The 24,431-nt window shown below is 67.6% G+C and carries 27 protein-coding genes; 14 read left to right on the forward strand and 13 right to left on the reverse strand.

The window, feature by feature from the left end; translation table 11 throughout:
• The first annotated feature begins 49 nt into the window (after window positions 1–49).
• The gene (locus JOC24_RS06530; protein ID WP_205019138.1) at window positions 50–1,558 is read left to right on the forward strand and encodes a glycosyltransferase family 87 protein; all 1,509 of its coding nucleotides are present in this window, start codon (window positions 50–52) and stop codon (window positions 1,556–1,558) included.
• 13 nt (window positions 1,559–1,571) lie between these two features.
• Here JOC24_RS06530 and JOC24_RS06535 read toward each other — a convergent pair whose 3' ends face one another.
• From JOC24_RS06535 to JOC24_RS06545, 3 genes are all read right to left on the reverse strand, one after another.
• Window positions 1,572–2,603: an alanine racemase gene (locus JOC24_RS06535; protein ID WP_205019139.1), complete on the reverse strand. Its 1,032-nt coding sequence runs from the start codon at window positions 2,601–2,603 to the stop codon at window positions 1,572–1,574.
• 78 nt (window positions 2,604–2,681) lie between these two features.
• Window positions 2,682–3,800, reverse strand: coding sequence for a lipid II:glycine glycyltransferase FemX (locus JOC24_RS06540; protein ID WP_205019140.1), 1,119 nt, complete (start codon window positions 3,798–3,800; stop codon window positions 2,682–2,684).
• Window positions 3,801–3,983: 183 nt separating this feature from the next.
• The gene (locus tag JOC24_RS06545) at window positions 3,984–4,340 is read right to left on the reverse strand and encodes a hypothetical protein (protein WP_205019141.1); all 357 of its coding nucleotides are present in this window, start codon (window positions 4,338–4,340) and stop codon (window positions 3,984–3,986) included.
• Window positions 4,341–4,631: 291 nt separating this feature from the next.
• Here JOC24_RS06545 and rpsF point away from each other — a divergent pair, with 291 nt between their 5' ends.
• The 4 genes from rpsF (at window position 4,632) to rplI (ending at window position 6,364) form a co-directional block, all read left to right on the forward strand.
• Window positions 4,632–4,922, forward strand: a complete 291-nt coding sequence (rpsF, locus tag JOC24_RS06550; protein ID WP_031090355.1) for a 30S ribosomal protein S6 — start codon at window positions 4,632–4,634, stop codon at window positions 4,920–4,922.
• 71 nt (window positions 4,923–4,993) lie between these two features.
• Window positions 4,994–5,620, forward strand: coding sequence for a single-stranded DNA-binding protein (locus JOC24_RS06555; protein WP_205019142.1), 627 nt, complete (start codon window positions 4,994–4,996; stop codon window positions 5,618–5,620).
• Window positions 5,621–5,662: 42 nt separating this feature from the next.
• On the forward strand, window positions 5,663–5,899 hold the full coding sequence (rpsR, locus tag JOC24_RS06560; protein ID WP_003967857.1) for a 30S ribosomal protein S18: 237 nt from the start codon (window positions 5,663–5,665) through the stop codon (window positions 5,897–5,899).
• A gap of 18 nt (window positions 5,900–5,917) precedes the next feature.
• Window positions 5,918–6,364 carry a 50S ribosomal protein L9 gene (rplI, locus tag JOC24_RS06565; RefSeq protein WP_205019143.1) on the forward strand — a complete coding sequence of 149 codons (447 nt, stop codon included), beginning with the start codon at window positions 5,918–5,920 and terminating at the stop codon, window positions 6,362–6,364.
• A 138-nt stretch (window positions 6,365–6,502) separates the two neighbouring features.
• Here the strand turns inward: rplI and JOC24_RS06570 are convergent, their stop codons facing one another.
• Entirely contained in the window at window positions 6,503–7,840 is a 1,338-nt protein-coding gene (locus JOC24_RS06570) for an MATE family efflux transporter (RefSeq protein WP_205019144.1), read from the reverse strand.
• A 476-nt stretch (window positions 7,841–8,316) separates the two neighbouring features.
• Here JOC24_RS06570 and dnaB point away from each other — a divergent pair, with 476 nt between their 5' ends.
• On the forward strand, window positions 8,317–9,774 hold the full coding sequence (dnaB, locus tag JOC24_RS06575) for a replicative DNA helicase (protein WP_205019343.1): 1,458 nt from the start codon (window positions 8,317–8,319) through the stop codon (window positions 9,772–9,774).
• A gap of 101 nt (window positions 9,775–9,875) precedes the next feature.
• On the opposite strand, the gene def is transcribed toward dnaB, so the two are convergent.
• Window positions 9,876–10,547, reverse strand: a complete 672-nt coding sequence (gene def / locus JOC24_RS06580; protein WP_205019145.1) for a peptide deformylase — start codon at window positions 10,545–10,547, stop codon at window positions 9,876–9,878.
• Between the two features lie 109 nt (window positions 10,548–10,656).
• On the opposite strand from def, the gene JOC24_RS06585 reads away from it, so the two are divergent.
• The 3 genes from JOC24_RS06585 to JOC24_RS06595 all read left to right on the forward strand — a co-directional run bounded on the left by JOC24_RS06585 (window position 10,657) and on the right by JOC24_RS06595 (window position 13,557).
• Entirely contained in the window at window positions 10,657–11,232 is a 576-nt protein-coding gene (locus JOC24_RS06585; protein ID WP_205019146.1) for a winged helix-turn-helix domain-containing protein, read from the forward strand.
• Window positions 11,233–11,777: 545 nt separating this feature from the next.
• Window positions 11,778–12,008 carry a hypothetical protein gene (locus JOC24_RS06590; RefSeq protein ID WP_205019147.1) on the forward strand — a complete coding sequence of 77 codons (231 nt, stop codon included), beginning with the start codon at window positions 11,778–11,780 and terminating at the stop codon, window positions 12,006–12,008.
• Window positions 12,009–12,177: 169 nt separating this feature from the next.
• Window positions 12,178–13,557 carry a serine hydrolase domain-containing protein gene (locus tag JOC24_RS06595; RefSeq protein WP_205019148.1) on the forward strand — a complete coding sequence of 460 codons (1,380 nt, stop codon included), beginning with the start codon at window positions 12,178–12,180 and terminating at the stop codon, window positions 13,555–13,557.
• A 74-nt stretch (window positions 13,558–13,631) separates the two neighbouring features.
• Here the strand turns inward: JOC24_RS06595 and JOC24_RS06600 are convergent, their stop codons facing one another.
• From JOC24_RS06600 to JOC24_RS06610, 3 genes are read right to left on the reverse strand one after another with little or no spacing between them, the layout of a single operon-like run.
• Complete coding sequence (locus JOC24_RS06600) at window positions 13,632–14,795, reverse strand: winged helix DNA-binding domain-containing protein (RefSeq protein ID WP_205019149.1); 1,164 nt, start codon at window positions 14,793–14,795, stop codon at window positions 13,632–13,634.
• A gap of 43 nt (window positions 14,796–14,838) precedes the next feature.
• A complete protein-coding gene (locus JOC24_RS06605) occupies window positions 14,839–15,291 on the reverse strand; it encodes a GNAT family N-acetyltransferase (protein WP_205019150.1) in 453 nt (150 codons plus the stop codon).
• Window positions 15,292–15,319: 28 nt separating this feature from the next.
• Window positions 15,320–15,778 carry a MarR family winged helix-turn-helix transcriptional regulator gene (locus JOC24_RS06610; RefSeq protein WP_205019151.1) on the reverse strand — a complete coding sequence of 153 codons (459 nt, stop codon included), beginning with the start codon at window positions 15,776–15,778 and terminating at the stop codon, window positions 15,320–15,322.
• Between the two features lie 141 nt (window positions 15,779–15,919).
• Between JOC24_RS06610 and JOC24_RS06615 the strand changes: the two genes are divergently transcribed.
• The gene (locus tag JOC24_RS06615; RefSeq protein ID WP_205019344.1) at window positions 15,920–17,164 is read left to right on the forward strand and encodes an MFS transporter; all 1,245 of its coding nucleotides are present in this window, start codon (window positions 15,920–15,922) and stop codon (window positions 17,162–17,164) included.
• A gap of 145 nt (window positions 17,165–17,309) precedes the next feature.
• On the opposite strand, the gene JOC24_RS06620 is transcribed toward JOC24_RS06615, so the two are convergent.
• From JOC24_RS06620 to JOC24_RS06635, 4 genes are all read right to left on the reverse strand, one after another.
• The gene (locus JOC24_RS06620; RefSeq protein WP_205019152.1) at window positions 17,310–17,789 is read right to left on the reverse strand and encodes an NUDIX domain-containing protein; all 480 of its coding nucleotides are present in this window, start codon (window positions 17,787–17,789) and stop codon (window positions 17,310–17,312) included.
• A gap of 52 nt (window positions 17,790–17,841) precedes the next feature.
• Complete coding sequence (locus tag JOC24_RS06625) at window positions 17,842–18,738, reverse strand: LysR family transcriptional regulator (protein WP_205019153.1); 897 nt, start codon at window positions 18,736–18,738, stop codon at window positions 17,842–17,844.
• A 275-nt stretch (window positions 18,739–19,013) separates the two neighbouring features.
• Complete coding sequence (locus JOC24_RS06630; protein ID WP_205019154.1) at window positions 19,014–20,138, reverse strand: cystathionine gamma-lyase; 1,125 nt, start codon at window positions 20,136–20,138, stop codon at window positions 19,014–19,016.
• A 65-nt stretch (window positions 20,139–20,203) separates the two neighbouring features.
• On the reverse strand, window positions 20,204–20,581 hold the full coding sequence (locus tag JOC24_RS06635; protein WP_205019155.1) for a phage holin family protein: 378 nt from the start codon (window positions 20,579–20,581) through the stop codon (window positions 20,204–20,206).
• Window positions 20,582–20,659: 78 nt separating this feature from the next.
• Here JOC24_RS06635 and JOC24_RS06640 point away from each other — a divergent pair, with 78 nt between their 5' ends.
• The 4 genes from JOC24_RS06640 (at window position 20,660) to JOC24_RS06655 (ending at window position 22,949) form a co-directional block, all read left to right on the forward strand.
• Window positions 20,660–20,977, forward strand: a complete 318-nt coding sequence (locus tag JOC24_RS06640; protein ID WP_205019156.1) for a cupin domain-containing protein — start codon at window positions 20,660–20,662, stop codon at window positions 20,975–20,977.
• A 165-nt stretch (window positions 20,978–21,142) separates the two neighbouring features.
• Window positions 21,143–21,352: a DUF5326 family protein gene (locus tag JOC24_RS06645; protein WP_205019345.1), complete on the forward strand. Its 210-nt coding sequence runs from the start codon at window positions 21,143–21,145 to the stop codon at window positions 21,350–21,352.
• Between the two features lie 290 nt (window positions 21,353–21,642).
• Entirely contained in the window at window positions 21,643–22,410 is a 768-nt protein-coding gene (locus JOC24_RS06650) for an IclR family transcriptional regulator (RefSeq protein WP_205019157.1), read from the forward strand.
• Window positions 22,411–22,511: 101 nt separating this feature from the next.
• Complete coding sequence (locus JOC24_RS06655; protein WP_030123081.1) at window positions 22,512–22,949, forward strand: SsgA family sporulation/cell division regulator; 438 nt, start codon at window positions 22,512–22,514, stop codon at window positions 22,947–22,949.
• Window positions 22,950–23,012: 63 nt separating this feature from the next.
• On the opposite strand, the gene JOC24_RS06660 is transcribed toward JOC24_RS06655, so the two are convergent.
• Window positions 23,013–24,368 (reverse strand): YibE/F family protein, encoded by a 1,356-nt coding sequence (locus JOC24_RS06660; protein ID WP_205019158.1) that lies wholly within the window; start codon window positions 24,366–24,368, stop codon window positions 23,013–23,015.
• Between the last annotated feature and the right edge of the window lie 63 nt (window positions 24,369–24,431).

Consider the following 24,431-nt stretch of genomic DNA (forward strand, 5'->3'; position numbering starts at 1 on the left):
CGGACACGGGCCACGCCCGCACACAGCGCCGTACGGCAGGATGTGCGGCATGCCAAGCGCAGAGGACACGAGCGTGCACCAGCAGCCCTCCGTCGTACCGCCCACACGACAGGACGAGATCGCCGCGGCGGGCAGCGAGCTGATCGGCGGCCCGGCGGGCCGCTGGGCACGGTTCGGATCGGGACCGCTGACACCGGTGCGCGTCATCGTGCTCGTGACGATCGGGATGTTCGCGCTCGGCATGGTGCAGAAGATCCCCTGTTACGACTGGGCATGGTTCCGCGGCACCAGCTCGCAGTACACGCACGCGTGCTACTCCGACATCCCGCACCTCTACGTCGGGCGGGGCTTCGCCGACGGCCTGGTGCCGTACGTCGACCGCCTCACCGGTGACATGGCGTACCTCGAGTACCCCGTCCTGACCGGCCTCTTCATGCAGGTCGCGTCCTGGCTGACGCTGACCCCCTCCTCGGACCCCGTGCAGCAGCGCGAGCAGATGTACTGGATGGTCAACGCGGGCATGCTCATGATCTGCGCCGTGATCCTCGCGGTGTGTGTCGCCCGTACGCACCGGCGCCGCCCTTGGGACGGCCTCCTGGTCGCGCTCGCCCCCGCGCTCGCGCTCACCGCGACGATCAACTGGGATCTGCTGGCCGTCGCGCTGACCGCCGGTGCGATGCTCATGTGGTCCCGCGGCAGAAACCTCTTCTTCGGCGTCCTCATCGGCCTCGCGACCGCCGCCAAGCTCTACCCCGTGCTGCTCCTCGGGCCTCTGCTGGTGCTGTGCTGGCGGGCCGGGAGGTGGCGCGAGTACGGCTCGGCGTTCCTCGGTGCGGCGGCGGCCTGGCTGCTGGTGAACCTTCCGGTGATGGCGTACGCCCCGGAGGGGTGGAAGAAGTTCTACACGTTCAGCCAGGAACGGCAGATCGACTACGGCTCGTTCTGGCTGATCATCACCCAGCGCACCGGCCGGCCCATCGACGTCGGCACGGTGAACACGGCCTCGGTACTGCTGATGATCGTGCTGTGCGCGGGGATCGCAGGGCTCGGGCTGACCGCCCGGCGCCGGCCGCGCTTCGCCCAGCTGGCCTTTCTCGTGGTGGCGGCCTTCATCCTGACGAACAAGGTCTACTCACCGCAGTACGTTCTCTGGCTGATCCCCCTGGCCGCGCTGGCCAGGCCCCGCTGGCGGGACTTCCTGATCTGGCAGGCCTGCGAGGTCATGTACTTCCTGGGGATCTGGTTCTACCTCGCGTACACGACGAGCGGCGACAAGCACCAAGGGCTTCCGCAGGAGGGCTATCAGGTCGCGATCGCCCTGCATCTGCTGGGGACGCTCTACCTGTGCGCCTTGATCGTCAGGGACATCCTGAGGCCGGATCGGGATCCCGTACGGCGCGACGGGTCCGACGATCCGTCGGGCGGGGTGCTCGACGGGGCGCCGGACCGTTCGGCGCCGCTCCTGCGGGTGCGTTCTCAGCCGGCCCGGCACGAGGCACCCGCGGTCGAAGGACCGCGGGTGGAGTGGGGCACCCCAGGCAGGGCGGTATCCGACTGAGGAGGGGCCGGGGCTACCGGTCCACGAGGCGGTCGAACTGCGTGGTGGTGTGGCGCAGATGTGCCACCAGTTCGTCGCCGACCTTCGGTTCCTGCGCGTCGGAAGGGACGAACAGGATCGATACCTGCATGTGCGGCGGTTCGGCGAACCAGCGCTGTTTTCCCGACCAGACGAACGGCGACAGGTTGCGGTTGACCGTGGCCAGCCCGGCGCGGGCGACACCCTTGGCGCGCGGCATCACACCGTGCAGCGCCTTGGGCGCCTCAAGGCCGACTCCGTGGGAGGTCCCTCCCGCGACGACCACCAGCCACCCGTCGGACGCGACTTTCTGCTGGCGGTAGCCGAAACGGTCGCCCTTCACGACGCGCGTGACGTCGAGTACCGCACCGCGGTACTCCGTCGCCTCGTGGTCGCCGAGCCAGAGCCGCGTGCCGATGCGCGCGCGGAAGAGGGTCTGCGGGAACTGCTGCCGTAGCCGCGCCAGTTCCTCGGCCCGCAGATGGCTGACGAACATCGTGTGCAGCGGCAGTCGGGCGGCGCGCAGACGGTCCATCCAGCCGATGACCTCCTCGACCGCGTCGGAACCGTCCGTACGGTCGAGCGGCAGGTGCAGTGCGAAACCTTCGAGGCGCACGTCCTCGATGGCCGCGTGCAGCTGCCCGAGCTCCTCCTCCTTCACCCCGTGGCGCTTCATCGAGCTCATGCACTCGATGACCACGCGCGCGCCCACCAGGGCGTGCACACCGTCCACGGAGGACACGGAACGGATAACACGGTCGGGCAGTGGTACCGGCTCCTCACCCCGGCGGAAGGGCGTGAGCACCAGCAGGTCGCCGCTGAACCAGTCCTTGATGCGGGCGGCCTCGTAGGTGGTCCCGACGGCCAGTGTGTCGGAGCCGAAGCGGATCGCCTCGTCGGCCAGCCGCTCGTGGCCGAAGCCGTATCCGTTGCCCTTGCACACGGGGACGAGACCGGGGAACTGGTCCAGGACGGACTTCTGGTGCGCCCGCCAGCGCGCGGTGTCGACGTAGAGGGAGAGCGCCATGGCCGGCCCGGAACCTTTCTGGTGGCTGCGGTGTAAGTGAGAGAGAAGAGGAACTGGTAGACGGGGGCAGGGATGCGGTCAGCGGCGGGACATGTACATATCGAGTGCCTTGTGCAGCAGCTTGTTGAGGGGGAAGTCCCATTCCCCGACGTACTCGACGGCCTCGCCGCCGGTGCCGACCTTGAACTGGATCAGCCCGAAGAGGTGGTCGGTCTCGTCCAGCGAGTCGCTGATGCCTCGCAGGTCGTAAACGGTCGCACCCATCGCATACGAGTCGCGGAGCATCCGCCACTGCATGGCGTTGGAGGGCCGGACCTCGCGTCCGATGTTGTCCGAGGCGCCGTAGGAGTACCAGACGTGCCCGCCTACGACGAGCATCGTCGCCGCGGACAGGTTCACACCGTTGTGCCGGGCGAAGTACAGCCGCATGCGGTTGGGGTCCTCGGAGTTGAGCACCGACCACATGCGCTGGAAGTACGAGAGCGGACGCGGCCGGAAATGGTCGCGCACGGCGGTGATCTCGTAGAGCCGCTGCCATTCGGCGAGGTCCTCGTAGCCGCCCTGGACCACCTCGACACCGGCCTTGTCGGCCTTCTTGATGTTGCGCCGCCAGAGCTGGTTGAAGCCCTTGAGCACGTCCTCGAGGGAGCGGTTGGCCAGCGGCACCTGGAAGACGTAGCGGGGCTGGACGTCTCCGAAGCCGGCGCCGCCGTCCTCGCCCTGCTGCCAGCCCATCTTCCGCAGCCGGTCCGAGACCTCGAAGGCGCGCGGTTCGATCTGGCTGGCCTCGACGTCACGCAGCCGCTTCACATCGGGATCCTGGATCCCCGACTTGATGGCGGCCGAGTCCCAGCGCCGGATGACCACCGGGGGGCCCATCTTCACCGAGAAGGCACCCTGCTGCTTCAGGTGGGCGAGCATCGGCTGGAGCCAGTCGTCCAGATTCGGCGCGTACCAGTTGATGACCGGCCCCTCGGGGAGGTAGGCCAGATACCGCTTGATCTTGGGCAGCTGGCGGTACAGCACCAGACCGGCGCCGACCATCTCGCCGCTCTTGTCGAACCATCCCAGGTTCTCCGAGCGCCATTCGGTTTTCACATCAGCCCACGCCGGGACCTGGCAGTGACTGGCCGACGGCAGATTCTGGATGTACGCCAGATGCTGCTCTCGGCTGATGGTCCTCAGGGTCAGGCTCATGCGGGGCGCTCCTCGGCAGGTGTGTCCCCATCGGTCAGGGGCTCCGGCTCTCGCGCCGAAGCCTACTGTGACCGAGAGGCGCCCGGTCTGGCCCGTCTGGACCGGACCGGTCGCCACCTGAGTGGGACCGCCTGGCTGGGCGCCGCTGGATCCGGCCTGCCGGGCCGGACACGGATCTGCCGGTCAGGTGACGACGCCGCCGAACAGGCCGCCGTTTGCCATGCCGAGGAAAAAGCCGACGGCGGACGCGCCCAGTCCCATGATCAGACCGAACCGCTGCCAGGTGGTCCTGGAGATGTACTGCCCGTAGGCCCCGGTCAGAATGCCGATCAGCCCGGCCCACGAGCTGATCAGGTGCAGGCTGTGGAACATCGCCGTCACGAACGCGAGGACGCCGAGGACCCCGGTCACCGCCATCAGGGCTTCCTGGAATGGATGCGGCCGGCCGTCCGTAGCGAAGAGGGATCCGGTGGCCGGGCGGGTGTCGGGTGTCCGGCGGTGAGCGGGCCGGCTGCCGGCAGGTCGGACTGTCTGTGCCATGGAGCACCTCCTGGCGGGGAAGGGCGGCGCAATGTAGCGCCTCTCACACCGCATCTGTCTTGATTGTGCGCCCTGAACACCGGATTTCAACCGGAAGCCGGTCTGCGGGTACTCTGTACGGTCTGCACCGGTGTCTGCCTCGAGCCAGCACTTGCGGCCCCCCTCCTCGACTCTCGAAGACGGGCGTTGTCAGTGGCGGCTGTTTTACTCGGAGACACTGTTGCTTACGCATCACGACCCTCCTGCCACGGAACGACCGTGGCCGCTGAGTCCAAAGGAGGTGGGTTCCACATGCGTCACTACGAGGTGATGGTCATCCTCGACCCCGATCTCGAGGAGCGAGCAGTCTCCCCGCTGATCGAGAACTTCCTCTCCGTCGTCCGTGAGGGCAACGGAAAGGTTGAGAAGGTCGACACCTGGGGCCGTCGTCGTCTCTCTTACGAGATCAAGAAGAAGCCTGAGGGCATCTACTCGGTCATCGACCTGCAGGCCGAGCCTGCGGTCGTCAAGGAGCTCGACCGACAGATGAACCTGAACGAGTCGGTCCTCCGGACCAAGGTCCTCCGTCCCGAGATCCACTGAGCATCTAGCTCAGCGGTAATCGGGTTCGAGTAGCAAGCAGCCAGAAGCAATCCCCGCCGAGAGGTTCACCCATGGCAGGCGAGACCGTCATCACGGTCGTCGGCAATCTCGTCGACGACCCCGAGCTGCGCTTCACCCCGTCCGGTGCGGCGGTCGCGAAGTTCCGTGTCGCGTCCACTCCCCGCATCTTCGACCGGCAGACCAATGAGTGGAAGGACGGCGAAGGCCTGTTCCTCACCTGCTCGGTCTGGCGTCAGGCGGCGGAGAACGTCGCGGAGTCGCTCCAGCGAGGCATGCGCGTCGTCGTGCAGGGCCGGCTGAAGCAGCGGTCCTACGAGGACCGTGAGGGCGTCAAGCGCACGGTCTACGAGCTGGACGTCGAGGAAGTCGGCCCCAGCCTGAAGAACGCCACGGCCAAGGTCACCAAGACCACAGGTCGGGGTGGCCAGGGCGGCGGCCAGGGTGGATACGGCGGTGGCCAGCAGGGCGGCGGCAACTGGGGCGGCGGTCCCGGTGGCGGTGGCCAGCAGGGCGGCGGCGGTGCTCCCGCCGACGACCCGTGGGCCACCAACGCTCCGGCCGGTGGCCAGCAGGGCGGGGGCCAGCAGGGCGGCGGGGGTGGCTGGGGCGGAAACTCCGGCGGCTCCGGCGGCTCCGGCAACTCTGGCGGCGGCTACTCGGACGAGCCTCCCTTCTAGGGCGGCTCGTACCCCACTTCTTGATCACACAGGAGAAACACCATGGCGAAGCCGCCTGTGCGCAAGCCTAAGAAGAAGGTCTGCGCATTCTGCAAGGACAAGACCCAGTACGTGGACTACAAGGACACGAACATGCTGCGGAAGTTCATTTCCGACCGTGGCAAGATCCGTGCCCGCCGCGTCACCGGCAACTGCACGCAGCACCAGCGTGACGTCGCCACGGCAGTCAAGAACAGCCGTGAGATGGCGCTGCTGCCCTACACGTCCACCGCGCGATAAGGGAAGGGTGACCGAATCATGAAGATCATCCTCACCCACGAGGTCACTGGCCTCGGTGCCGCCGGCGACGTCGTGGACGTCAAGGACGGGTACGCCCGTAACTACCTGGTTCCGCGTGGCTTCGCCATTCGCTGGACCAAGGGTGGCGAGAAGGACGTGGCGCAGATCCGCCGCGCCCGCAAGATCCACGAGATCGCGACGATCGAGCAGGCCAACGAGATCAAGACCAAGCTCGAGGCCGTGAAGGTCCGTCTGGCTGTTCGCTCCGGCGACGCCGGTCGTCTCTTCGGTTCCGTCACCCCGGCTGACATCGCCTCGGCGATCAAGTCTGCCGGTGGTCCGGACGTCGACAAGCGTCGCGTCGAGCTCGGTTCGCCGATCAAGACGCTGGGCGGACACCAGGTGTCTGTCCGTCTGCACCCCGAGGTTGCCGCGAAGCTCGGTATCGAGGTCGTTGCTGCCTAAGGGCACAGCTCAGCAGAGCTAGGTGAAGGGTCGCACCTCCGGGTGCGGCCCTTCGTCGTTTCACGTGAAACGCTTCCCTGCTTCCCTGCCTGCCGGTCTGTCCGTCGACGACCCGGTGATGCCAGGTCGGGCGGAGCCTCAGCGCACGGCTCCGGTCACGATCCAGCGGCCCGACCTCATGCGTATCCAGAGCGTCACCAGGCGGACGGTCATCATCAGCGTCATCGCCCCCCAGAGAGCGGTGAGGCCCCCTCCGAAAGTGGGGACGAGGACGGCAGCCGGGGCGAAGACGGCCAGCGTCACCACCATGGCCCAGGCCAGGTAGCGCCCGTCGCCTGCCCCCATCAGCACCCCGTCGAGAACGAAGACCACACCGGAGATCGGCTGGGAGAGTGCGACGACGAGGAGCGCGGGCAGCAGAGTGTCCTGCACGGATGAGTCGCCCGTGAACAGCGGGACGAACAGCGGCCTGGCAAGCACGATCACTGCTCCGAGCACCACCCCGGAGACGATCCCCCACTGAACCATTCGGCGACATGCCTCGCGGGCGCCCTTGGCGTCGTCCGCGCCCAGATAGCGGCCGATGATGGCCTGACCCGCGATGGCGATCGCGTCGAGCGCGAATGCCGTAAGGCTCCAGAGGGACAGGATGATCTGGTGGGCGGCGAGATCCGTGTCGCCGAGCCGGGCGGCGACGGCGGTGGCGATCATGAGGACTGCTCTCAGCGAGAGCGTGCGAACCAGCAAGGGCGCGCCTGCCTGGGCGCTGGCCCGGATGCCCGCGGTGTCGGGACGCAGCGATGCTCCATGTCGACGCGCCCCGCGGACCACGACGATCAGATACGCGAGCGCCATCCCCCACTGCGCGATGACGGTGCCCCATGCAGATCCGGCGACCCCCAGCCCGGCTCCGTAGACGAGCCCGGCATTGAGGGCTCCGTTGGCCGCGAATCCACCGATGGCGACGTAGAGCGGTGTCCGGGTGTCCTGAAGGCCGCGTAGCACTCCCGTCGCCGCGAGCACCACGAGCATCGCGGGAATGCCGAAGCTGGAGATCCGCAGGTAGGTCGTGGCGTACGGGGTCGCGGTGTCGGATGTCCCGAGAAGTTCGACCAGCAGGGGTGTCAGAGGGAGCGTCACAGCGACGACGGCGGCACCGATCAGCAGGGCGAGCCATATGCCGTCCATGCCCTGGCGGATGGCGGACGACAGATCACCTGCGCCGACCTGGCGGGCCACCGCGGCGGTGGTGGCGTAGGCCAGGAAGACGAAGACGCTCACCGCGGTTGTCAGCAGGGCCGCGGCGACCGCCAGGCCGGCCAGTTGCGGAGTGCCGAGGTGGCCGACGATGGCACTGTCGACCATGACGAAAAGAGGCTCGGCAACGAGCGCGCCGAACGCCGGAACGGCGAGTGCGATGATCTCGCGGTCGTGCCGGCGGCGGGAGGACGGCTGAGCCGTGGGCGCCTGGGTCATGGAGGCCAATCTAATCTTCCACAGGTAACGGATGCAATGTGCTTCTGGTCCTTACTTTGTTCGCGTTGTGGAGTCCGGTGCGGGGCTGTTCCCCTTGATCTTGAGATGAGGGCAAAAGTTTTTCTCTCCCACAGCCCGTGGATCGAGAAATGCCAGCTCAGAGGGGTCTTTTGTGTCTGGGTATGAGTTTGTCCACAGTGCTGTCCCCCGGTCCGTGCACAGGATCCGGCGGGTTCTCCACAGCATCTGGTCCGTCATCCACAAGCCCTGTGGATAACCAGATTGGCTGACGGTGCGGACCGGCCTACCGTGGTGCGGCGCCCGCACTCCGTTCCGGCTTGGAAGTCTCCAGAACTTGACGCGCCGGAACCGGAGTCGGGCGTCTTGTTTGTCGGTGCCGTGCCGTAAGAAAGAGTGGCACGGCTAGGTCCGCTAAGCGGACGGGAGGAGGTGGCCCGGTGAGCATTCCCGAGCCTTTGGACGATCCCTGGGCCGATGTCGGTCCCGGTGACCGTCTGCCCGTTTCCCGTCAGCGACGCGGAGAGGGCAAGGGCCGCGACGAACAGCACGAACGGGGCCGGGAGAGCGGCTGGGACGGTGGGGCGGCCGGCTTCGAGCGGGTGCCTCCGCAGGATCTCGACGCCGAGCAGTCAGTCCTCGGCGGCATGTTGCTCTCGAAGGACGCCATCGCGGACGTCGTGGAGATCATCAAGGGCCATGACTTCTACCGCCCCGCGCACGAGACCGTCTACACGGCGATTCTCGACCTCTACGCCAAGGGCGAGCCGGCCGACCCGATCACGGTGGCGGCCGAGCTGGTCAAGCGCGGCGAGATCACCAAGGTCGGCGGGGCTCCGTATCTGCACACGCTGGTGCAGTCCGTGCCGACGGCGGCCAACGCCTCGTACTACGCGGAGATCGTTCATGAGCGGGCCGTGCTCAGGCGTCTTGTCGAGGCGGGCACGAAGATCACGCAGATGGGATACGCCGCCGACGGCGACGTCGACGAGATCGTCAACTCGGCGCAGGCCGAGATCTACGCCGTCACGGAGCAGCGCACCAGCGAGGACTACCTGCCGCTCGGCGACATCATGGAAGGTGCCCTCGACGAGATCGAGGCCATCGGTTCCCGCAGCGGCGAGATGACCGGTGTACCGACCGGATTCACGGACCTCGACGCCCTCACCAACGGCCTGCACCCGGGTCAGATGATTGTCATCGCGGCCCGTCCGGCCATGGGTAAGTCCACTCTCGCGCTGGACTTCGCCCGTGCCTGTTCGATCAAGGGCAATCTGCCGAGTGTGATCTTCTCGCTCGAAATGGGGCGCAACGAGATCGCGATGCGCCTGCTGTCCGCCGAGGCCCGGGTGGCACTCCACCACATGCGCTCCGGCACCATGACCGACGAGGACTGGACACGACTCGCCCGTCGCATGCCGGATGTCTCCGCTGCTCCGCTCTACATCGACGACTCCCCGAACCTCTCGATGATGGAGATCCGTGCGAAGTGCCGTCGCCTCAAGCAGCGCAACGACCTGAAGCTCGTGGTGATCGACTATCTGCAGCTGATGCAGTCCGGAGGGGCCAAACGGGCGGAGAGCCGTCAGCAGGAGGTTTCGGACATGTCCCGAAACCTCAAGCTCCTCGCCAAGGAGCTGGAGCTTCCCGTCATCGCCCTGTCCCAGCTGAACCGCGGACCTGAACAGCGCACGGACAAGAAGCCGATGGTCTCCGACCTGCGTGAGTCCGGCTCCATCGAGCAGGACGCCGACATGGTGATCCTGCTGCACCGCGAGGACGCGTACGAGAAGGAGTCCCCGCGCGCCGGCGAGGCGGACCTGATCGTGGCCAAGCACCGAAACGGTCCGACGGCGACGATTACCGTGGCGTTCCAGGGCCACTACTCACGCTTCGTGGACATGGCGCAGACCTGACCCACGCGTGTGTAGGGTCTCAAATCTCGTGTCGGAATCTCACGGTCGGTGTCGACCGAAGTCGGATCCAATACCGAGCTGAGATTCGCAGGTCGCTGCCGTCAAGCGTCTTTTCGGCCCAGACTGGCGGCCTTGATCGCGCGTTGGGTGAAGACCTCCTCTCTGCGGTCTTCCATCTGCCGCAACGCGTCCTTGCGGTCCCGCTTGGAGAGTCGATCAAGATACGTGTGGCCCGTGAGGTGATCGGTCTCGTGCTGCAGACATCGGGCGAAGTACCCCAGCCCCTCGACGACGAGAGGGTTGCCGTCCTTGTCAACCCCACGGGCGACAGCACGATCGGTGCGGGGAACCGTCAAGGTGGCACCGGGCACGGACAGGCAGCCCTCGGATTCGTCAACCAGCCGCCGACTCCCGGGATCGAGCAGGTCCAGGACGGGGTTGATGATGTGACCGACATGTCGGATTCCATAGTCGTCCGGGCAGTCATACACGAACAGCCGCAGGTCAACGCCAACCTGGTTGGCAGCAAGGCCGGCGCCGTCGGCCACATACATGGTCAGGAACATGTCGTCGATTAACGCCGACAACTCCGGAGTCCCAAACTCGGTCACCTCCCGGCACGGACGGCTCAACACCTCTTCACCGACCACCGTGACTCTGCGAACCGAGCCCCGTCCCGCCTCCGGTGGCAGAGCCGGATAGGTGTCCACCGGGTGGCCTTGCACGCGGACTCGTCGATCGGCGGAACGGGATCGCTCGTCACCAACAGACATGACTGTCTCCTTTTGCTCATGCCACAGATGCCACGGAGATCACCGCAGCTGATGCCCTCAGCAGAGCTACTGCTTGCCAATAGCTTTGCAAAGTAGCAGACTTTGCAAAGTGACTGAAGATGATGTCAACACCCCAGACGACCAGGCAGCCGGCACCGGCGAAGAATTGCGTGAGCACGACGTCCGCACAGCCCTGCTGAACCTGCTCGCCCAAGTCGGCACCGTCACAGCCACCGAAGCCGCCTCCCGGCTGGACTACAGCTCAGGCCTCTGCTCGTTCCACCTACGCCAGCTCGCACGCCACGGATATATCGAAGAAGCCCCTCACCAAGGCGGCCGCGCACGTCCATGGCGGCTGAGGACCCCCGCTGCCGACGGTCCCATGGCGGAGGAGCAGTTCGGCGACTTGACCCGTGGGCTGGAGGACGAGAGCTGGCAGCGATGGCTGACTCAGCGGGATGAAGCGCCGTCCGAATGGCGCCACGACGAAGCCTTCAGCGCCGTCGCCTACCTGACACCCGAAGAGATGAGCCGAGTCGCGAACGTGATCCGACGGGCGCTCGCGCCCTACCAGGACCGCGAACAACGTCCCCTGGCCCGACCCGACGGCGCTCGACCGGTGGCCCTCATCACCCGACTGTTCCCCCTGCTTCCTCACACAGCAGACGACGCGGACCAGGACTGAGGAGCCGTTCGGCCTTCTGCACCCGCTTGAGGAAATGACACGAAACTGAGACCGCAGGCAGGCGACATGACGTGAGACAGCCTGAAAACGTCCAGGTCGTCGCGCTGCCGCATGACACAGCAGCTGAGAACCTACAACGCGGCTGGGGGTTTCCAGCGCCCATGGGGCCGGTCTGCGCCGGTGACGGCCCACCGGCTCCACACGCCAGGCACCGCTCGGGAAGCGGTGGGATGTGCGAGATCGAGTCACGCGGGCTGCCGGCGGCTCAGCTCCGAGTGCCCGGTGGGCAACCGAGTACCAGCCGCAGAAGATCCCTCGGCGGCAGCCCGAAGGACGCAGGTGAACGCCTGCTCGCACGGACGGTCCAGACGAATCTGGAACCCCATGATCTCTCGCGAAATCCGCCTCCGGCGCAGTTCGGCCGGCTGCCAACATGCTGGGATGGCCACGACATAGTGTTCTTCCTCGCCTCCGACGACGAGAGTGCCGCTGCGACGCGCGGCCGGGGCCTGGTCGAGTCTTGACCGGAGTGGGTCGTTGCCCCCTTGAACGATGGCGTAGAGGGGTTCGTTCTTCCGCCGCGGTTGACCCTGGCGTCGGCCGACGCCGGCTTCACCGAACTGGAGGAGCCGGCAGATCGCTGGACCGCGAGGCTCAGGGCTGCCGACGGGGACGAGATGACCGACGATGATCTACTGGCGGTCCTGCAGGGGGTGTCCCGGCTTGCGACGTGCGCGGTGAGCACGGGTGGTGGCTTCTACAGCTGGAGCTTCTGACTGTCCGGTGAGCCCGCGGCGGGCACCGGGCGGTTGGCTGTGCTGGGCTCCGGTCTGCATCTGCCCGCTCGCGCGGGCATTTCCCGTCCAGGTGGGACCAATGCGCCGGCGGGGCCGAGCGATGCGCAATGGGTTCGTCAGGCCGACAACGCACGGGTCATCCTTGGGCATGACCTCTTCCGAAGCCCTGCTTCCCAGCACCCGGCGTGCTTTGCTGCACCGCGTCGCCACCGCGCAGTCCCAAGGCCGTTCCCCTTCCCTCGTAGCCGCGGTGCAGCGGGACGGCGGGATCGCCTGGAGCGGTGCACGCGGTTGCGTGGACGGCCATGAGCCCGATGGCGATACGCAGTACAGGGTCGGCTCCATCACCAAGACGTTCACCGCCGTGCTGGTACTGCGCCTTCGTGACGAGGGGCTCCTGGATCTGAGTGATCCTCTGGGAAAGCACCTTCCAGGCACGGACGTGGGGGGCGTGACCATTTTTCAGCTGCTGGGCCACAGCGGGGGACTGAAGGCCGAGACGCCCGCGCCCTGGTGGGAGAGGACGCCGGGTGCCACCCGCGTGGGGCTGGCGGACGTACTCGGCGAGCGGCCGGTGATCCACCCGGCCGGCCACGGGCACCACTACTCGAACCCTGGTTACACGCTGCTCGGCTCGCTCGTGGAGAGGCTGCGTGGTGACTCCTGGGCCGAGGTGCTGCGTCGCGAGATTCTGGAGCCCCTGGGGATGGACCGTACGACTCCCGAGGCGGATGCCCCGCATGCGGGCGGCTGGGCGGTACACCCGTGGGCCGACGTCATGCTGCCCGAGCCGGCTGAGGACCTCGGGGTGATGGCGCCGGCCGGTCAGCTCTGGTCGACCACCACCGATCTTCTCCGCTTCGCGGCCTTCCTGGCACACGGGGACGAACGGGTCCTGCGTGCGTCCTCGGTGGCGGAGATGCGTGCTCCCGCTGCCCCGCCCGAGGCGGGTGACTGGGCCGGCACGTACGGCCTCGGTCTTCAGGCCGTACGGCGTGGGAATCGCACGTTGCTCGGTCACTCGGGGTCGTTGCCGGGCTTCCTGGCCACACTGTTGTTCAGCATCGAAGACGATGTGGCGGCCGTGGTGCTCACGAATGCCACCTCCGGTCCGCTGACGGCTACGGTCGCCGCCGACCTCTTGCACATCGTTGCCGAGGCGGAGCCCAGGATCCCGGAGGCATGGCGCCCGCTGCCCGAGGTCGACGAAGAACTGCTGGCCCTGACCGGGCCCTGGTACTGGGGTACGCAGGTCCACGGCCTGAGGCTGCTCGCGGACAGGGAGCTCGAGTTCCAGCCGCTGCGGGGAGTGGGTCGCGCGGCCCGGTTCCGAGCATGCCCCGACGGGACCTGGACGGGTCTGAACGGTTACTACGCGGGGGAGACGCTCCGCGTCGTACGCGCCGACGACGGCTCGGTGGACCACCTCGACCTCGGATCGTTCGTCTTCACGCGGGAGCCCTACGACCGTGGTGCCGGCATTCCCGGTGGCGTGGACGAGGGCGGCTGGCGAGGGCTGACCACCTGAGGTGCTCGGGCGGCGTTTCACGTGAAACGCGACAGGCCGTCCCAGCTACGGCCGTGCTCATCGGGGTGAATCGATCAGCCCGCCAGCTCGCGTTCCAGGGGCGTGCGGAAGCGCGGAGTCACCCGGACGTCGCCCGTCCACGCCGACAGCCGGGCAGCCTCTGCCTCGATGAGCAGCGAAGCCTCACGACCGACGTCGGACAGCAGACGCCAAACCGGCTCGCCATCCGGGCGCTGGGCCCAGCCACCCACGATCCCGCCGTTCCACCACACCGTGGGGCCGATGTTGCCGGCACGGTCGAAGAGCGCGGCACGATGATCGGCTGGCAGTTGGAAACCGCGATCGGCCCAGCCCATCGCGCTCGGGTCCAGGGCGGGGAGCAGGGCCGCCCAGGGCTCCGGAGAAGGTTCCGTGGTGTGATCGCCCGGGGCGGCCCAGCCGACGGCTCCGCTGTCGAGCAGGACCTCCTCGGCGCCGGCCGCGGCCAGGGCCGTACGCGTTTCACGGATACCCCAGCCGGTCCACCACTTCAGATCGCCTTCGGTCGCCGGGCCGTAGGACCGGAGCCATCGTCCGGCCACCTCTGCCCTGGCCTCGCCGGGATCCGACGCGGGCCACGGTTCGGCCGTCGTCCAGCGGAACTGGCTGGAGGTCCATGAACCGCGGGGCCGGTCCCGGCGTATGCGGCCATCAGCGGCCAGCACCCGGATCACCCGGGAAGCCACTCCCTGCACTGTCTCCTGCTTCGTCCCGGGAAACACGGTGATCTTCGTGCGCAGGGCGGGTACGGCGGCCGAGAGCTCGCTGCCCGTGGCACGGCCCCGAGCGGCGAGAGCAGCGAGCGTCTGCCGCTCGGTATCGGCGAGCCATCGCTCGTCCAGCCCGTTGCCGTCCTCACGCAGATGTCGGAGGAGCTTCTGACGTTCCTTGGCCGCTACGGGCCGTGCGCTCGACGCGTCGACGGCAGGCGCGACGTCCGCGGACACCGTGAACAACGTGTTTCGCATGGACAGCAGCCGTACCAGTGAGACGTCCTCGTACAGCGCGTCCTCGACTGCTCCGACTCCGGGCTCGGACAGTCGGGCGCAGATGGAGAGATAGACCGTGGCGGGGTCGGTCGCATGCAGGGCGACGACGGCGTCGGCCACCGCGACCGCAGAGGCGGCCCGTACGGACGGAGCCAGGAGGTGCCGCCGTCCGAGCCTGATCCTGCGCTGCTCGTCGCTGACGCGGTACACGTAATGCCTCCCGGAGTGGCGAGTTGGCCGGAACCCGCGTGGTTCACAGAGCGAGTTTGAACCCCACGTGGCTCGAGGTGAAGCCGAGCCGTTCATAGAAACGGTGGGCGTCGGTACGGGTGGCGTCCGACGTCAGCTGCGCCAACTGGCAGTCCTGACGCCTGGACTCGTCGACCGCCCACTGGATCAGCTGGGTGCCGAGGCCGCTACCGCGCTCGTCGGCGTGGACGCGGACACCCTCGATGACGGAACGGGTCGCACCACGTCGGGAGAGTCCGGGAACGATCGTGAGCTGGAGGGTCCCCACGACACGGCCCTCGCGCACGGCTACGACCAGATGCTGGTTGGGGTCGTCGGCAAGTCGCCGGAACGCGGCCTGATAGGGGCCGAGGTCGTCCGGGGACTCGCGCTCGGCACCCAGAGGATCATCGGCGAGCATGGCCACGAGTGCGGGGATGTCGGCGAGTGTTGCGGGACGTATGTCGAGATCGCTCATGATCGGCAGACTACGCAGAACCGCTGTCTCAGGCAGGGACCTTGAGCGCCTCGACCGTGCGGACCAGTGGGGTGAGCTCCGGGTTCTCCGCAGCTTCGTCGAGAGCGGCCCGGAGTGCGGTGTCGTTCGTCGGCCTTGCCTCGTTCAGTAGCGCGAGGCCTGCCTCGGTGACGTCCGTGTAGATGCCTCGTCGGTCCGTGTCGCACAGATACCGGGTCAGCAGTCCACGGTCCTCGAGCCGGGTGACCAGCCTGGTGGTGGCGCTCTGGCTGAGGACCACGGCATCCGCCACCTGCTTCATCTGCAGGTGGCCGCCCGTGCCGCTGTGCTGGCGGCTCAGGACGTCGAGCAGGGAGAACTCGCGCGCGCTCAGGCTGTGCCGGGACTGCAGGGCCCGCTCGATACGGGCTTCGATCTTGCCGTGGAGCAAGGAGAGGGCGCACCAGCTCTGCGCGAGGGCCGTCAGTGCGGGATCTGCCGCTGTCATGGGTCTCTCCTCCGTGCGGGAGCTGCTGCTTGCCTCCAGGATAGGGCACGACTGCAATAGTCGGCGCTTGCAAATAGGCGGCGTCTGCAATTATTGTGGACGCTTGTAAGGCGCACACGCAATCGTCAGGAAGTGACACTCATGCCGCTCGCGCTCCTCGCCCTCGCCATAGGGGCATTCGGTATCGGCACCACCGAGTTCGTGATCATGGGATTGCTCCCCGATGTCGCGGCGGACTTCCAGGTCACGATCCCCGCCGCTGGGTTCCTGGTCACGGGATATGCCCTGGGTGTGGTTTTCGGTGCCCCGCTGATGACCGTCCTGGGCACCCGGGTGACCAGAAAACGCATGCTGATGTTCTTGATGGGGCTGTTCATCGTGGGGAACGTGATCTCTGCCCTCGCCCCCGTCTTCGGTGTGATGCTTGCCGGACGGGTGATCGCCTCACTCGCCCATGGAGCCTTCTTCGGCATCGGATCGGTCGTGGCTGCGGATCTGGTCGCTCCGGAGAAGAAGGCGGGTGCCATCGCCATGATGTTCACGGGGCTCACCGTTGCCAACGTCGTGGGGGTCCCACTGGGGACCTCGATCGGCCAGAACTTCGGCTGGCGCGTCACATTCCTCCTCGTCGCCGGGCTCGGTGTCCTGGGGCTTCTCGGTGTGGCCAAGCTCGTTCCGGAGCAGCCGAAACCTGAAGGCGTCAGGATCCGCCACGAACTGGCGGCGTTCCGCAACGTTCAGGTGCTGCTCGCCATGGCTATGACGGTTCTGGGGTTCGGTGGAGTCTTTGCGGCGATCACCTACATCACCCCGATGATGACCGAGACCGCCGGTTTCGCGACGTCATCGGTCACCTGGCTGCTCGTTCTCTTCGGGCTCGGCATGGTCGGCGGGAACCTGCTCGGCGGCAAGTTCGCCGATCGCCGTCTGATGCCGATGCTGTATGTCTCACTCGGCGCGCTCGCCGCGGTCCTGGCCCTCTTCACGCTGACCGCGCACCACAAGATCGCTGCCGCGGTGACCATCGTGCTCATCGGGGCCCTCGGCTTCGCCACCGTCCCGCCGCTTCAGAAGAGAGTCCTCGACCAGGCTGCCGGTGCGCCCACCCTGGCCTCGGCGGTCAACATCGGGGCCTTCAATCTCGGGAATGCGCTCTCGGCGTGGCTCGGCGGCATGGTCATCGCGGCCGGGTTCGGGTACACCGCACCCAACTGGGTCGGCGCCGCGCTCGCAGCCTCGGCATTGCTCCTGGCGGTGCTTTCCGGTGCGATCGAGCGCCGGACCGTCAACGATGGACGGCCGGGTGTCCCGGGCTCTCCCGACCCCGCCGCGAGTGGCAACCTCCAAGGCGCGGTCCACCCGGCCTCGGTGTCGGTACCGCGGTGATGAAGCCGCACAAGGCCGTGGCCATCAAGAGTGCGGCAGCCGGAGCCCCGTCGGTCGCACCTCGGATCAGCCGACAGAGCGGTCGAGTGGTTTCACGTGAAACACGGCGGCCCGCGCCGCGCCGAGCGGGCTGTGATCCGGGGCGTCAGCCCAGATCGGGGGCGTGCATCGCCCGGATCCCCTCGATGTTGGCGTCCAGGTAGTGCCGCAGCGAAAGCGGCACGAGATGCACCGCCGCGATTCCCATACGGCTGAAGGGGACGCGAACGATCTCGTACTCCCCACAGGGTTCATCGATCTCCGGCCCGTGACGGCGTGAGAGGTCCATCGAAGCCAGTCGGCAGACGAAGAAGTGCTGCACCTTCACGCCTTTGACTCCGCCGCCGGCGATGTGCTCGACGGTATCGACGAAGCAGGGCACGACATCGAGGACCTTGGCGCCGAGCTCCTCGTCGACCTCGCGGTGCAGTGCCTCGACGACGGTGGCGTCCTCCGGCTCGACCCCACCGCCCGGTGTCAGCCAGTACGGGTCAACACCTGGCTTGGTGCGCTTGATCAGGATGAGGTCATCGCCGTCGAGCAGGACGGCGCGGGCTGTGCGCTTGACCACGGGACGTTCGGTCATGGCAAGAGAGTGGCCCAGGAAAGCGGGTCTGAAACTCCTGTCGGCCGACCGGTCACCAGTCCACAGCAGCACGCACCAGCCATTCGTGCGCCCGCGCAATGTGCGGCAGGCCGAGTGTGCCGGCCCTGGCATTGAGGAAGTACGTGCGCAGGGGCGGTATCGGAGGGTCCAGCAGCGCTACGACTTCTCCTCGCTCCAGCGCGTTCTCACAGAGGTAACGGGGCAGCACGGCGAGGCCGGCGCCCGCTGCCGTGCTCTCCAGAACCGCTCGTAGATCCGGTGCGATCACGGCGGCGGAGGCGGCGGGACGGCTGTCGAAGACCGTGGCCCAGTAGCGGCTGACCAGAGGCAGGCTCTCGTGGACCTCGACCACCGGCAACTGTTCCAGCAGTACGGAGCCCTTGTGCCGCAGAGTCCCCGGCCCCAGTCGTCCTGCCCAGCGTGGCGCCGCGACCAGTACGTGCTCTTCGTCGCAGAGGGTGGTCGACGTCAGCGGTCCACCGCGCGGACGGGTGGTGGTGATGGCCAGATCATGATGTCCGGCCGCCAGTCCTGCCAGGGTGTCCTCGGCGTTCACGGCGAAGGTGCTGCGCAGGGCGAGCCCTTGGGAGACCAGCGGAGTGAGAGCCGGAAGCGCTCGTAGGGAGGTGAACTCGGGGGGCCCCGCCAGGTGCAGTGTCCTCGCCCCCGAGACGTCGTCGATCCCTGCCTCGACGATGTCGACCAGCGCGTCCAGGTGAGGGGCGGCACGGTGGGCGAGGTCGTCGCCGGCAGTGGTCGGGGTCACCCCCCGGGCCCTGCGCAGAAACAGCGGCCGGCCCAGTTGCCGTTCCAGGGCGCGTATCTGTGAGGTGACGGCGGGCTGGGACAGTCCGAGCAGCGCGGCGGCACGGGTGAACGAACCGGCCCGGTGCACCGTGACGAACGTGCGCAGCAGGGCCAGGTCCATGGTCCGCCCCCTTCACCTCGCGGACGCCGCGCCGTCCCGCACCGCCCCTCACGACTGCTCCAACCATAAATATGTCGATAGGCCGCTGTCGCTACTGTGATTGGACACTGACGCACAGTCAATTAGCCTTGCTCAGGCGGTTCTCAGTGCAGGAACCGGGGTGGTCCGAGCCATGAGGGGGGAGGCTCGGACCGCCCGCCCGCCCGGTCAGGACCGTCCCGGTGGACGGGGGGCGCTCGTCCCGGACCGGTCCTGACCGGACTGCGAGGGGCCGTTCAGCGCACGGACTCGTCCAGCGCGCGCTGCACGTCTGCCAGCAGGTCCTCGGGGTCCTCTGCGCCGACCGAGAACCGCACGAAGCCCTCCGGCACCGCGTCTCCACCCCAGCGCGCCCTGCGCTCAGCCGTGGAGCGCACGCCGCCGAAGCTCGTCGCGTCGTCGACCAGCCGCAGTGCGGCCAGGAAGCGTTCCGCGGTGTCCTCGTCCGCCAGCACGAACGAGACCACGGACCCGAAGCGCCGCATCTGCCGGACGGCGGTCGCGTACGAAGGGTCGCCGGGGAGCCCCGGATACCGGAGACCCGCCACGTCCGCCCGCTCGGCCAGGGCTTCCGCGAGAGCCAGCGCGGTCGTGCACTGGCGGTCGACGCGCAGTTGCAGCGTGGCCAGCGACCGGTGCGCGAGCCAGGCTTCCATGGGGCCGGGGATGGCGCCGACCACCTTGCGCCAACGGCGTACTCCGGCTGTGAGCTGCGGGTCACGGCAGCTCACATGGCCGAGAAGGATGTCCCCGTGCCCGGTCATGCCCTTCGTGTCGCTGGCCACCGAGAAGTCCGCCCCGAGCTCGAGTGGGCGCTGGCCGAGGGGCGTCGCCAGGGTGTTGTCGACGGCGACCAGTACGCCCGCGGCATGAGCGGCCTCGACCAGCCTGCGCACGTCGCAGACGTCGAGTCCGGGGTTGGAGGGCGTCTCGATCCACAGCAGCTTCGCCCCGTCGAGAAGGGCCAACTGTGCATCGCCGCCGGTCGGTGCGGTCCGCACTTCGACGCCGTACGCCTCCAGCTGCTCACGTACCAGGGGAAGTGCCTGATAGCCGTCGTCCGGCAGTACCACGACGTCGCCCGTACGCGCCTGGGACAGCAGCACGGCCGAGACGGCCGCCATTCCGGAGGCGAAGACCGTGGTGCCGACCCCCTCCCCCGGCGCCTCCAGTTCGCCGATGGCTCGCTCCAGGTGGGTCCAGGTCGGATTCGTCTCCCGGCCGTAGGTGTAGGGGCCGACCGGCTCGCCGGACAGATGGAAGTGCGCGGCGAAGACCGGGCCGGGAAGCGTGGGCTCGTACTGCTCGGGCTCGGGCAGCCCGGCTCGCACCGCTCGTGTCCCGTCGCCTGTGGTGCTCATTCTCACTACCTCATCTCTCCCCGGCGTTCACCGGTCCGCTGTGCACTGTGTCATCGGTGGACGGTTCAGTCCTCGTCGGGGAGCACGACGTTCAGGGCCCAGGAGACGACCGAGATGATCAGGCCGCCCAGGACCGCGGTCCAGAAGCCGTCGACATGGAAGTTCAGATCGACGACACCGGCCAGCCAGGAGGTGAGCATCAGCATCAGCGCGTTGACCACGAGCGTTATCAGCCCGAGCGTCAGGATGAACAGGGGCAGGGTGAGCAGCTTCACGACGGGCTTGACGACGATGTTCACCAGGCCGAACAGCAGCGCCACCACGATCAGGGTGAGCACCTTGCGCCCGGTGTTGTCACCGGTCAGCGTGATGTCCTGGAGCAACCAGATGGCTACGGCAAGCGCACCGGCGTTGGCGAGCGTCTTGACTACGAAATTCTTCATGTGTCTGATCGTGGCAGACATGATCGGTGGCGGACACCGCCGGGACGGACGAGCACGGGCGCGAGGGGCGGACTGACGATGAAGGCATTCAGACTGGACGAGCTGGAGGCGGAACGCGCCGCCAATGACGGCGCCTATCTGCAGTTCATCCGGGAACGCACGATGTCCGTGGGCCTGTACGCCCTGGACGCCGGTGCACTGGATCCCCAGCAGCCGCACAAGCAGGACGAGGTGTACCTGGTCGTCAGCGGCCGGGCCTCGATCACGGTCGGTATGGAGACCACGCAGGTGGGCCGGGGGAGCGTCGTGTTCGTACCGGCGGGGACCGCCCACAAGTTCCACCACGTCACGGAGGACCTGCGGGTCATGGTGATCTTCTCCCCGCCGGAGGGCTGAGAAGGGCGTTCCCGACGTCCAGTCCGGTGCCCGAGCCCGCCCGGGGGCTCGCTGTTCCCTAGGGGATCGCTCAGGGGACTTCAAGGGCTCCCGGCCTCCGCGGGCCGCCTCCGCGCATCTAGCATCGGAGCAGGTACTCACAGAGACGAGGTAATGGCGATGGCTGTGCGGGAGATTTTCGCGGGGATGCCCTGGTGGGTGAAGTGGGTCGCGGTGCCTCTCATCGCGATCGTCCTGTTCGGCGGCCTGATCGCCAGCGTGGTCGGCTTCGTCATCGGCCTGCTGTTCAAGGTGCTCGTATTCGTCGTCCTCGTGGGTGGTCTGATCTTCGTGGTGCGGAAGTTCATGTCCTCGTCCGAGCGCGGCGACCGTTGACGTCGGTGAGCTGACTCCCGATCGCGTGGCGATGCGCCGGGTCCGCGTGACGGGTCCCGGCTTCGGCGATTAGCCCAGCTGAGCTAAGTCCACGACGAAACCTCACTCGTGACTCTACGTACGGATACAGTGGCGTACCGCTGCCGCCAGCTGGGAAATGACGGTCCGTCACCATCCTGCCCAGTGGTTTGTGCGACCGTCCGGTCTCCGGACCCCAGGCTCGCGGCGGGCCCGTGGGGGCGGCCCCCGCGGGAGGGCTGAGAGCCCGTCACCATGCCTGGGGGTGACCTGTGACCACGGCATCGAGCACCACTGTCCCGACGTTGATCGGTTCGGTTCAGCGGGCGTTGAGACTTATGGAGGCTGTGGGCACCCATCGTGACGGCGCGCCGGCCAAGCAACTCGCCCGGGAGGCCGGGTTGCCCCTCCCCACCGCCTACCACCTGCTGCGCACCCTGACCCATGAGGGGTATCTGCGCAGGGAGAACGGCGTCTTCCTGTTCGGAGCCGCGGCCGAGCGGCTCGGTGGCGGCCCCGCGACTCCGCGTCCCGGTGTCATCGTCGACTCGCTCGCGCACTGGGCGGACGTCATCGGCGCCCCGGTCTACTGCGCCCTGTACAAGGATGGCGAGATCGAGATGGTCGCCGTCGCCGAGATCCCCGCCGTTCCCGCGGTGCGCGAGTGGGCCTCGTTCCGCGAGACGGGCCATGCCCACGCCCTCGGGCAGTGTCTTCTCGGGCAGCTGGACGAGCGTGCGCGCGAGGATCATCTGGACCGGCACCCCGTCCGGCCGCTGACGCGATACTCCGTAAGGGATCGTCAGGCGCTCCTGGACCGCCTGAGATCGATGAAACGTACGGAACCTGTCATCGAACGGCAGGAGTACGCAATGGGAACTGTCTGTGCGGCCATTCCGATCACGGTCGGCTCAGCCGTTGCGGCCATGGCTGTTTCTCTCCCTCTGCACCAAGAAGAACGGTTGCTCCCCGCAGTCGAACAACTACGCTGCGAAGTGACCACCCTCTTGCGCTCGTTCGTGTTCTCTATCAGTATCTGAAAAATCACTCCTTGTGATCTGCTATCGCGTGCACCACGATGGCGTCAATAGGGCCATGGGGGATCATTCCTGGCCAGTTTCATCTACTGCGGGGTTGAACGATGCGCGAGTCGGTTCAAGCAGAGGTCATGATGAGCTTCCTCGTCTCCGAGGAGCTCTCCTTCCGTATTCCGGTGGAGCTCCGGTACGAGGTCAGCGATCCGTACGCGATCCGAATGACCTTCCACCTGCCGGGTGACGCCCCCGTCACCTGGGCATTCGGCCGTGAGCTGCTGCTCGACGGCCTCAACAGCCCCAGTGGTGACGGCGATGTGCACATCGGGCCGATCGAGCCCGAAGGGCTGTCGGACGTCCACATCCGCCTGCAGGTCGGTGCGGACCGCGCGCTCTTCAGGGCCGGCACGGCGCCTCTAGTCGCATTCCTCGACCGGACGGACAAGCTGGTGCCACTGGGGCAGGAGCACACGCTGGGTGACTTCGACGGAAATCTGGAAGAGGCGCTGGGCCGCATCCTCGCCAAGGAACAGAACGCCGGCTGAACCCGGAGGTCCGGCTGAGCAGCGAACGCCGACGACCCGGGGTCATGCGTCCGGTGGCCGGTCTCACGCCTTGCGGCGTCGGCCCCTCCCGGTCCGTGCGGGTGCAGGAGCTCCGGCTTCCGCGCCGAGCCCCGTGCGGTCCGCGGAGACCACCAGGGCCGCTAGCGCCGTCGTCACCGGCACCGAGGCGACCAGTCCGATCGATCCGACCAGGGTCCGGACGATCTCCTCGGCGACCAGTTCGCTGTTGGCCACCGTGCCGACGCTGCTCTGCGCGATGGAGAAGAGCAGCAGCAGGGGCAGCGCCGCGCCCGCGTAGGCGAGTACGAGCGTGTTGACCACCGAGGCGATGTGGTCGCGCCCGATCCGGATGCCCGCGCGGTAGAGCCCGCGCACGCCCATCTTCGGGTCGGCCTGGTGCAGCTCCCAGACCGCTGACGTCTGGGTGACGGTCACGTCGTCGAGCACCCCGAGCGATCCGATGATCACACCGGCCAGCAGCAGACCGCTCATATCGATGTCCGGGTACAGCCCGTGGATGAGGCCGGTGTTGTCGTCCGTGTTCCCGGTCAGACCAGCCCACCCGATGAAGAGCGAGCCCAGCAGCCCGATCAGCAGCAACGAGATGAGCGTGCCGATGACGGCCACCGAGGTGCGGGCCGTCAGCCCGTGGCAGGTGTAGAGGGCGATCAACATGATCGCGCTGGCCCCGATCACCGCGACGACCAGCGGATTCGATCCCTGCAGGATCGCCGGAAGGATGAAGAGGGTCAGAACGCCGAAGGAGACGGCGAGAGCGATCAGTGCCATCAGCCCGCGCAGCCTGCCGACCGCGACCACCGCGAGCGCGAAGATGCCCGCGAGCAGCGCCATCGGCACGGTGCGGTCCACATCGGTGACCGAGTACTGCAGATCCCGGGGTGCGTCGGGTGCGTACGCCACGACCACCCCCTGGCCCTCGTGCAACTGCCGTGGTGCATCGGGCTGGACGACCTCGACGAACGTACGCCCCTTGTCCTTACCGGTCGTCACTTCGACCGTCGCCTTCTTGCACTGACCCGACTGCTCGTTGACGGCCTCCCGTCCGGAGGGCGTGGAGGTGTCGCCGGTCGCCGGCACCTGGGAGGCGTTGACGTCGGCGCAGTCGACCGAAACGACCTTCGTCACCTGTCCGTCCTGGGTCTGCCGGTCGAATCCGACGCCGGTGCGCTCATGGGCGGGAGCTCCACCGGGCCAGAACGCCACGAGGCCGACCAGGACCGCGGTCGCGAAGGGGATCACCACGGCCGCGATGACCTTGCGCAGATGCTTGGACACCGGCGCGGCCGGGCCGTGGCTGTGGGTATGGCCATGGGCATGACTCGGCGTGCTGCCTGATGCGTGGCCGTGGGGTTCGGGGGCGCTTCCGGGGGACGTCACCCGCCGATCATCCCAAGAACGGTGGAGGCCCTCTGGCCAGCACGCCAGAGGGGAGGTTAGCGT

The organism is Streptomyces sp. HB132 (assembly GCF_016909575.1).
GTDB lineage: Bacteria > Actinomycetota > Actinomycetes > Streptomycetales > Streptomycetaceae > Streptomyces.

Excerpts from the sequence above, each read along its gene's own strand:
- JOC24_RS06530 (WP_205019138.1), top strand. The coding sequence starts at position 50 with ATGCCAAGCGCAGAGGACACGAGCGTGCACCAGCAGCCCTCCGTCGTA.
- JOC24_RS06535 (WP_205019139.1), bottom strand. The coding sequence starts at position 2,603 with ATGGCGCTCTCCCTCTACGTCGACACCGCGCGCTGGCGGGCGCACCAG.
- JOC24_RS06540 (WP_205019140.1), bottom strand. The coding sequence starts at position 3,800 with ATGAGCCTGACCCTGAGGACCATCAGCCGAGAGCAGCATCTGGCGTAC.
- JOC24_RS06545 (WP_205019141.1), bottom strand. The coding sequence starts at position 4,340 with ATGGCACAGACAGTCCGACCTGCCGGCAGCCGGCCCGCTCACCGCCGG.
- rpsF (WP_031090355.1), top strand. The coding sequence starts at position 4,632 with ATGCGTCACTACGAGGTGATGGTCATCCTCGACCCCGATCTCGAGGAG.
- JOC24_RS06555 (WP_205019142.1), top strand. The coding sequence starts at position 4,994 with ATGGCAGGCGAGACCGTCATCACGGTCGTCGGCAATCTCGTCGACGAC.
- rpsR (WP_003967857.1), top strand. The coding sequence starts at position 5,663 with ATGGCGAAGCCGCCTGTGCGCAAGCCTAAGAAGAAGGTCTGCGCATTC.
- rplI (WP_205019143.1), top strand. The coding sequence starts at position 5,918 with ATGAAGATCATCCTCACCCACGAGGTCACTGGCCTCGGTGCCGCCGGC.
- JOC24_RS06570 (WP_205019144.1), bottom strand. The coding sequence starts at position 7,840 with ATGACCCAGGCGCCCACGGCTCAGCCGTCCTCCCGCCGCCGGCACGAC.
- def (WP_205019145.1), bottom strand. The coding sequence starts at position 10,547 with ATGTCTGTTGGTGACGAGCGATCCCGTTCCGCCGATCGACGAGTCCGC.
- JOC24_RS06595 (WP_205019148.1), top strand. The coding sequence starts at position 12,178 with ATGACCTCTTCCGAAGCCCTGCTTCCCAGCACCCGGCGTGCTTTGCTG.
- JOC24_RS06605 (WP_205019150.1), bottom strand. The coding sequence starts at position 15,291 with ATGAGCGATCTCGACATACGTCCCGCAACACTCGCCGACATCCCCGCA.
- JOC24_RS06610 (WP_205019151.1), bottom strand. The coding sequence starts at position 15,778 with ATGACAGCGGCAGATCCCGCACTGACGGCCCTCGCGCAGAGCTGGTGC.
- JOC24_RS06615 (WP_205019344.1), top strand. The coding sequence starts at position 15,920 with ATGCCGCTCGCGCTCCTCGCCCTCGCCATAGGGGCATTCGGTATCGGC.
- JOC24_RS06620 (WP_205019152.1), bottom strand. The coding sequence starts at position 17,789 with ATGACCGAACGTCCCGTGGTCAAGCGCACAGCCCGCGCCGTCCTGCTC.
- JOC24_RS06625 (WP_205019153.1), bottom strand. The coding sequence starts at position 18,738 with ATGGACCTGGCCCTGCTGCGCACGTTCGTCACGGTGCACCGGGCCGGT.
- JOC24_RS06630 (WP_205019154.1), bottom strand. The coding sequence starts at position 20,138 with ATGAGCACCACAGGCGACGGGACACGAGCGGTGCGAGCCGGGCTGCCC.
- JOC24_RS06635 (WP_205019155.1), bottom strand. The coding sequence starts at position 20,581 with ATGAAGAATTTCGTAGTCAAGACGCTCGCCAACGCCGGTGCGCTTGCC.
- JOC24_RS06640 (WP_205019156.1), top strand. The coding sequence starts at position 20,660 with ATGAAGGCATTCAGACTGGACGAGCTGGAGGCGGAACGCGCCGCCAAT.
- JOC24_RS06655 (WP_030123081.1), top strand. The coding sequence starts at position 22,512 with ATGCGCGAGTCGGTTCAAGCAGAGGTCATGATGAGCTTCCTCGTCTCC.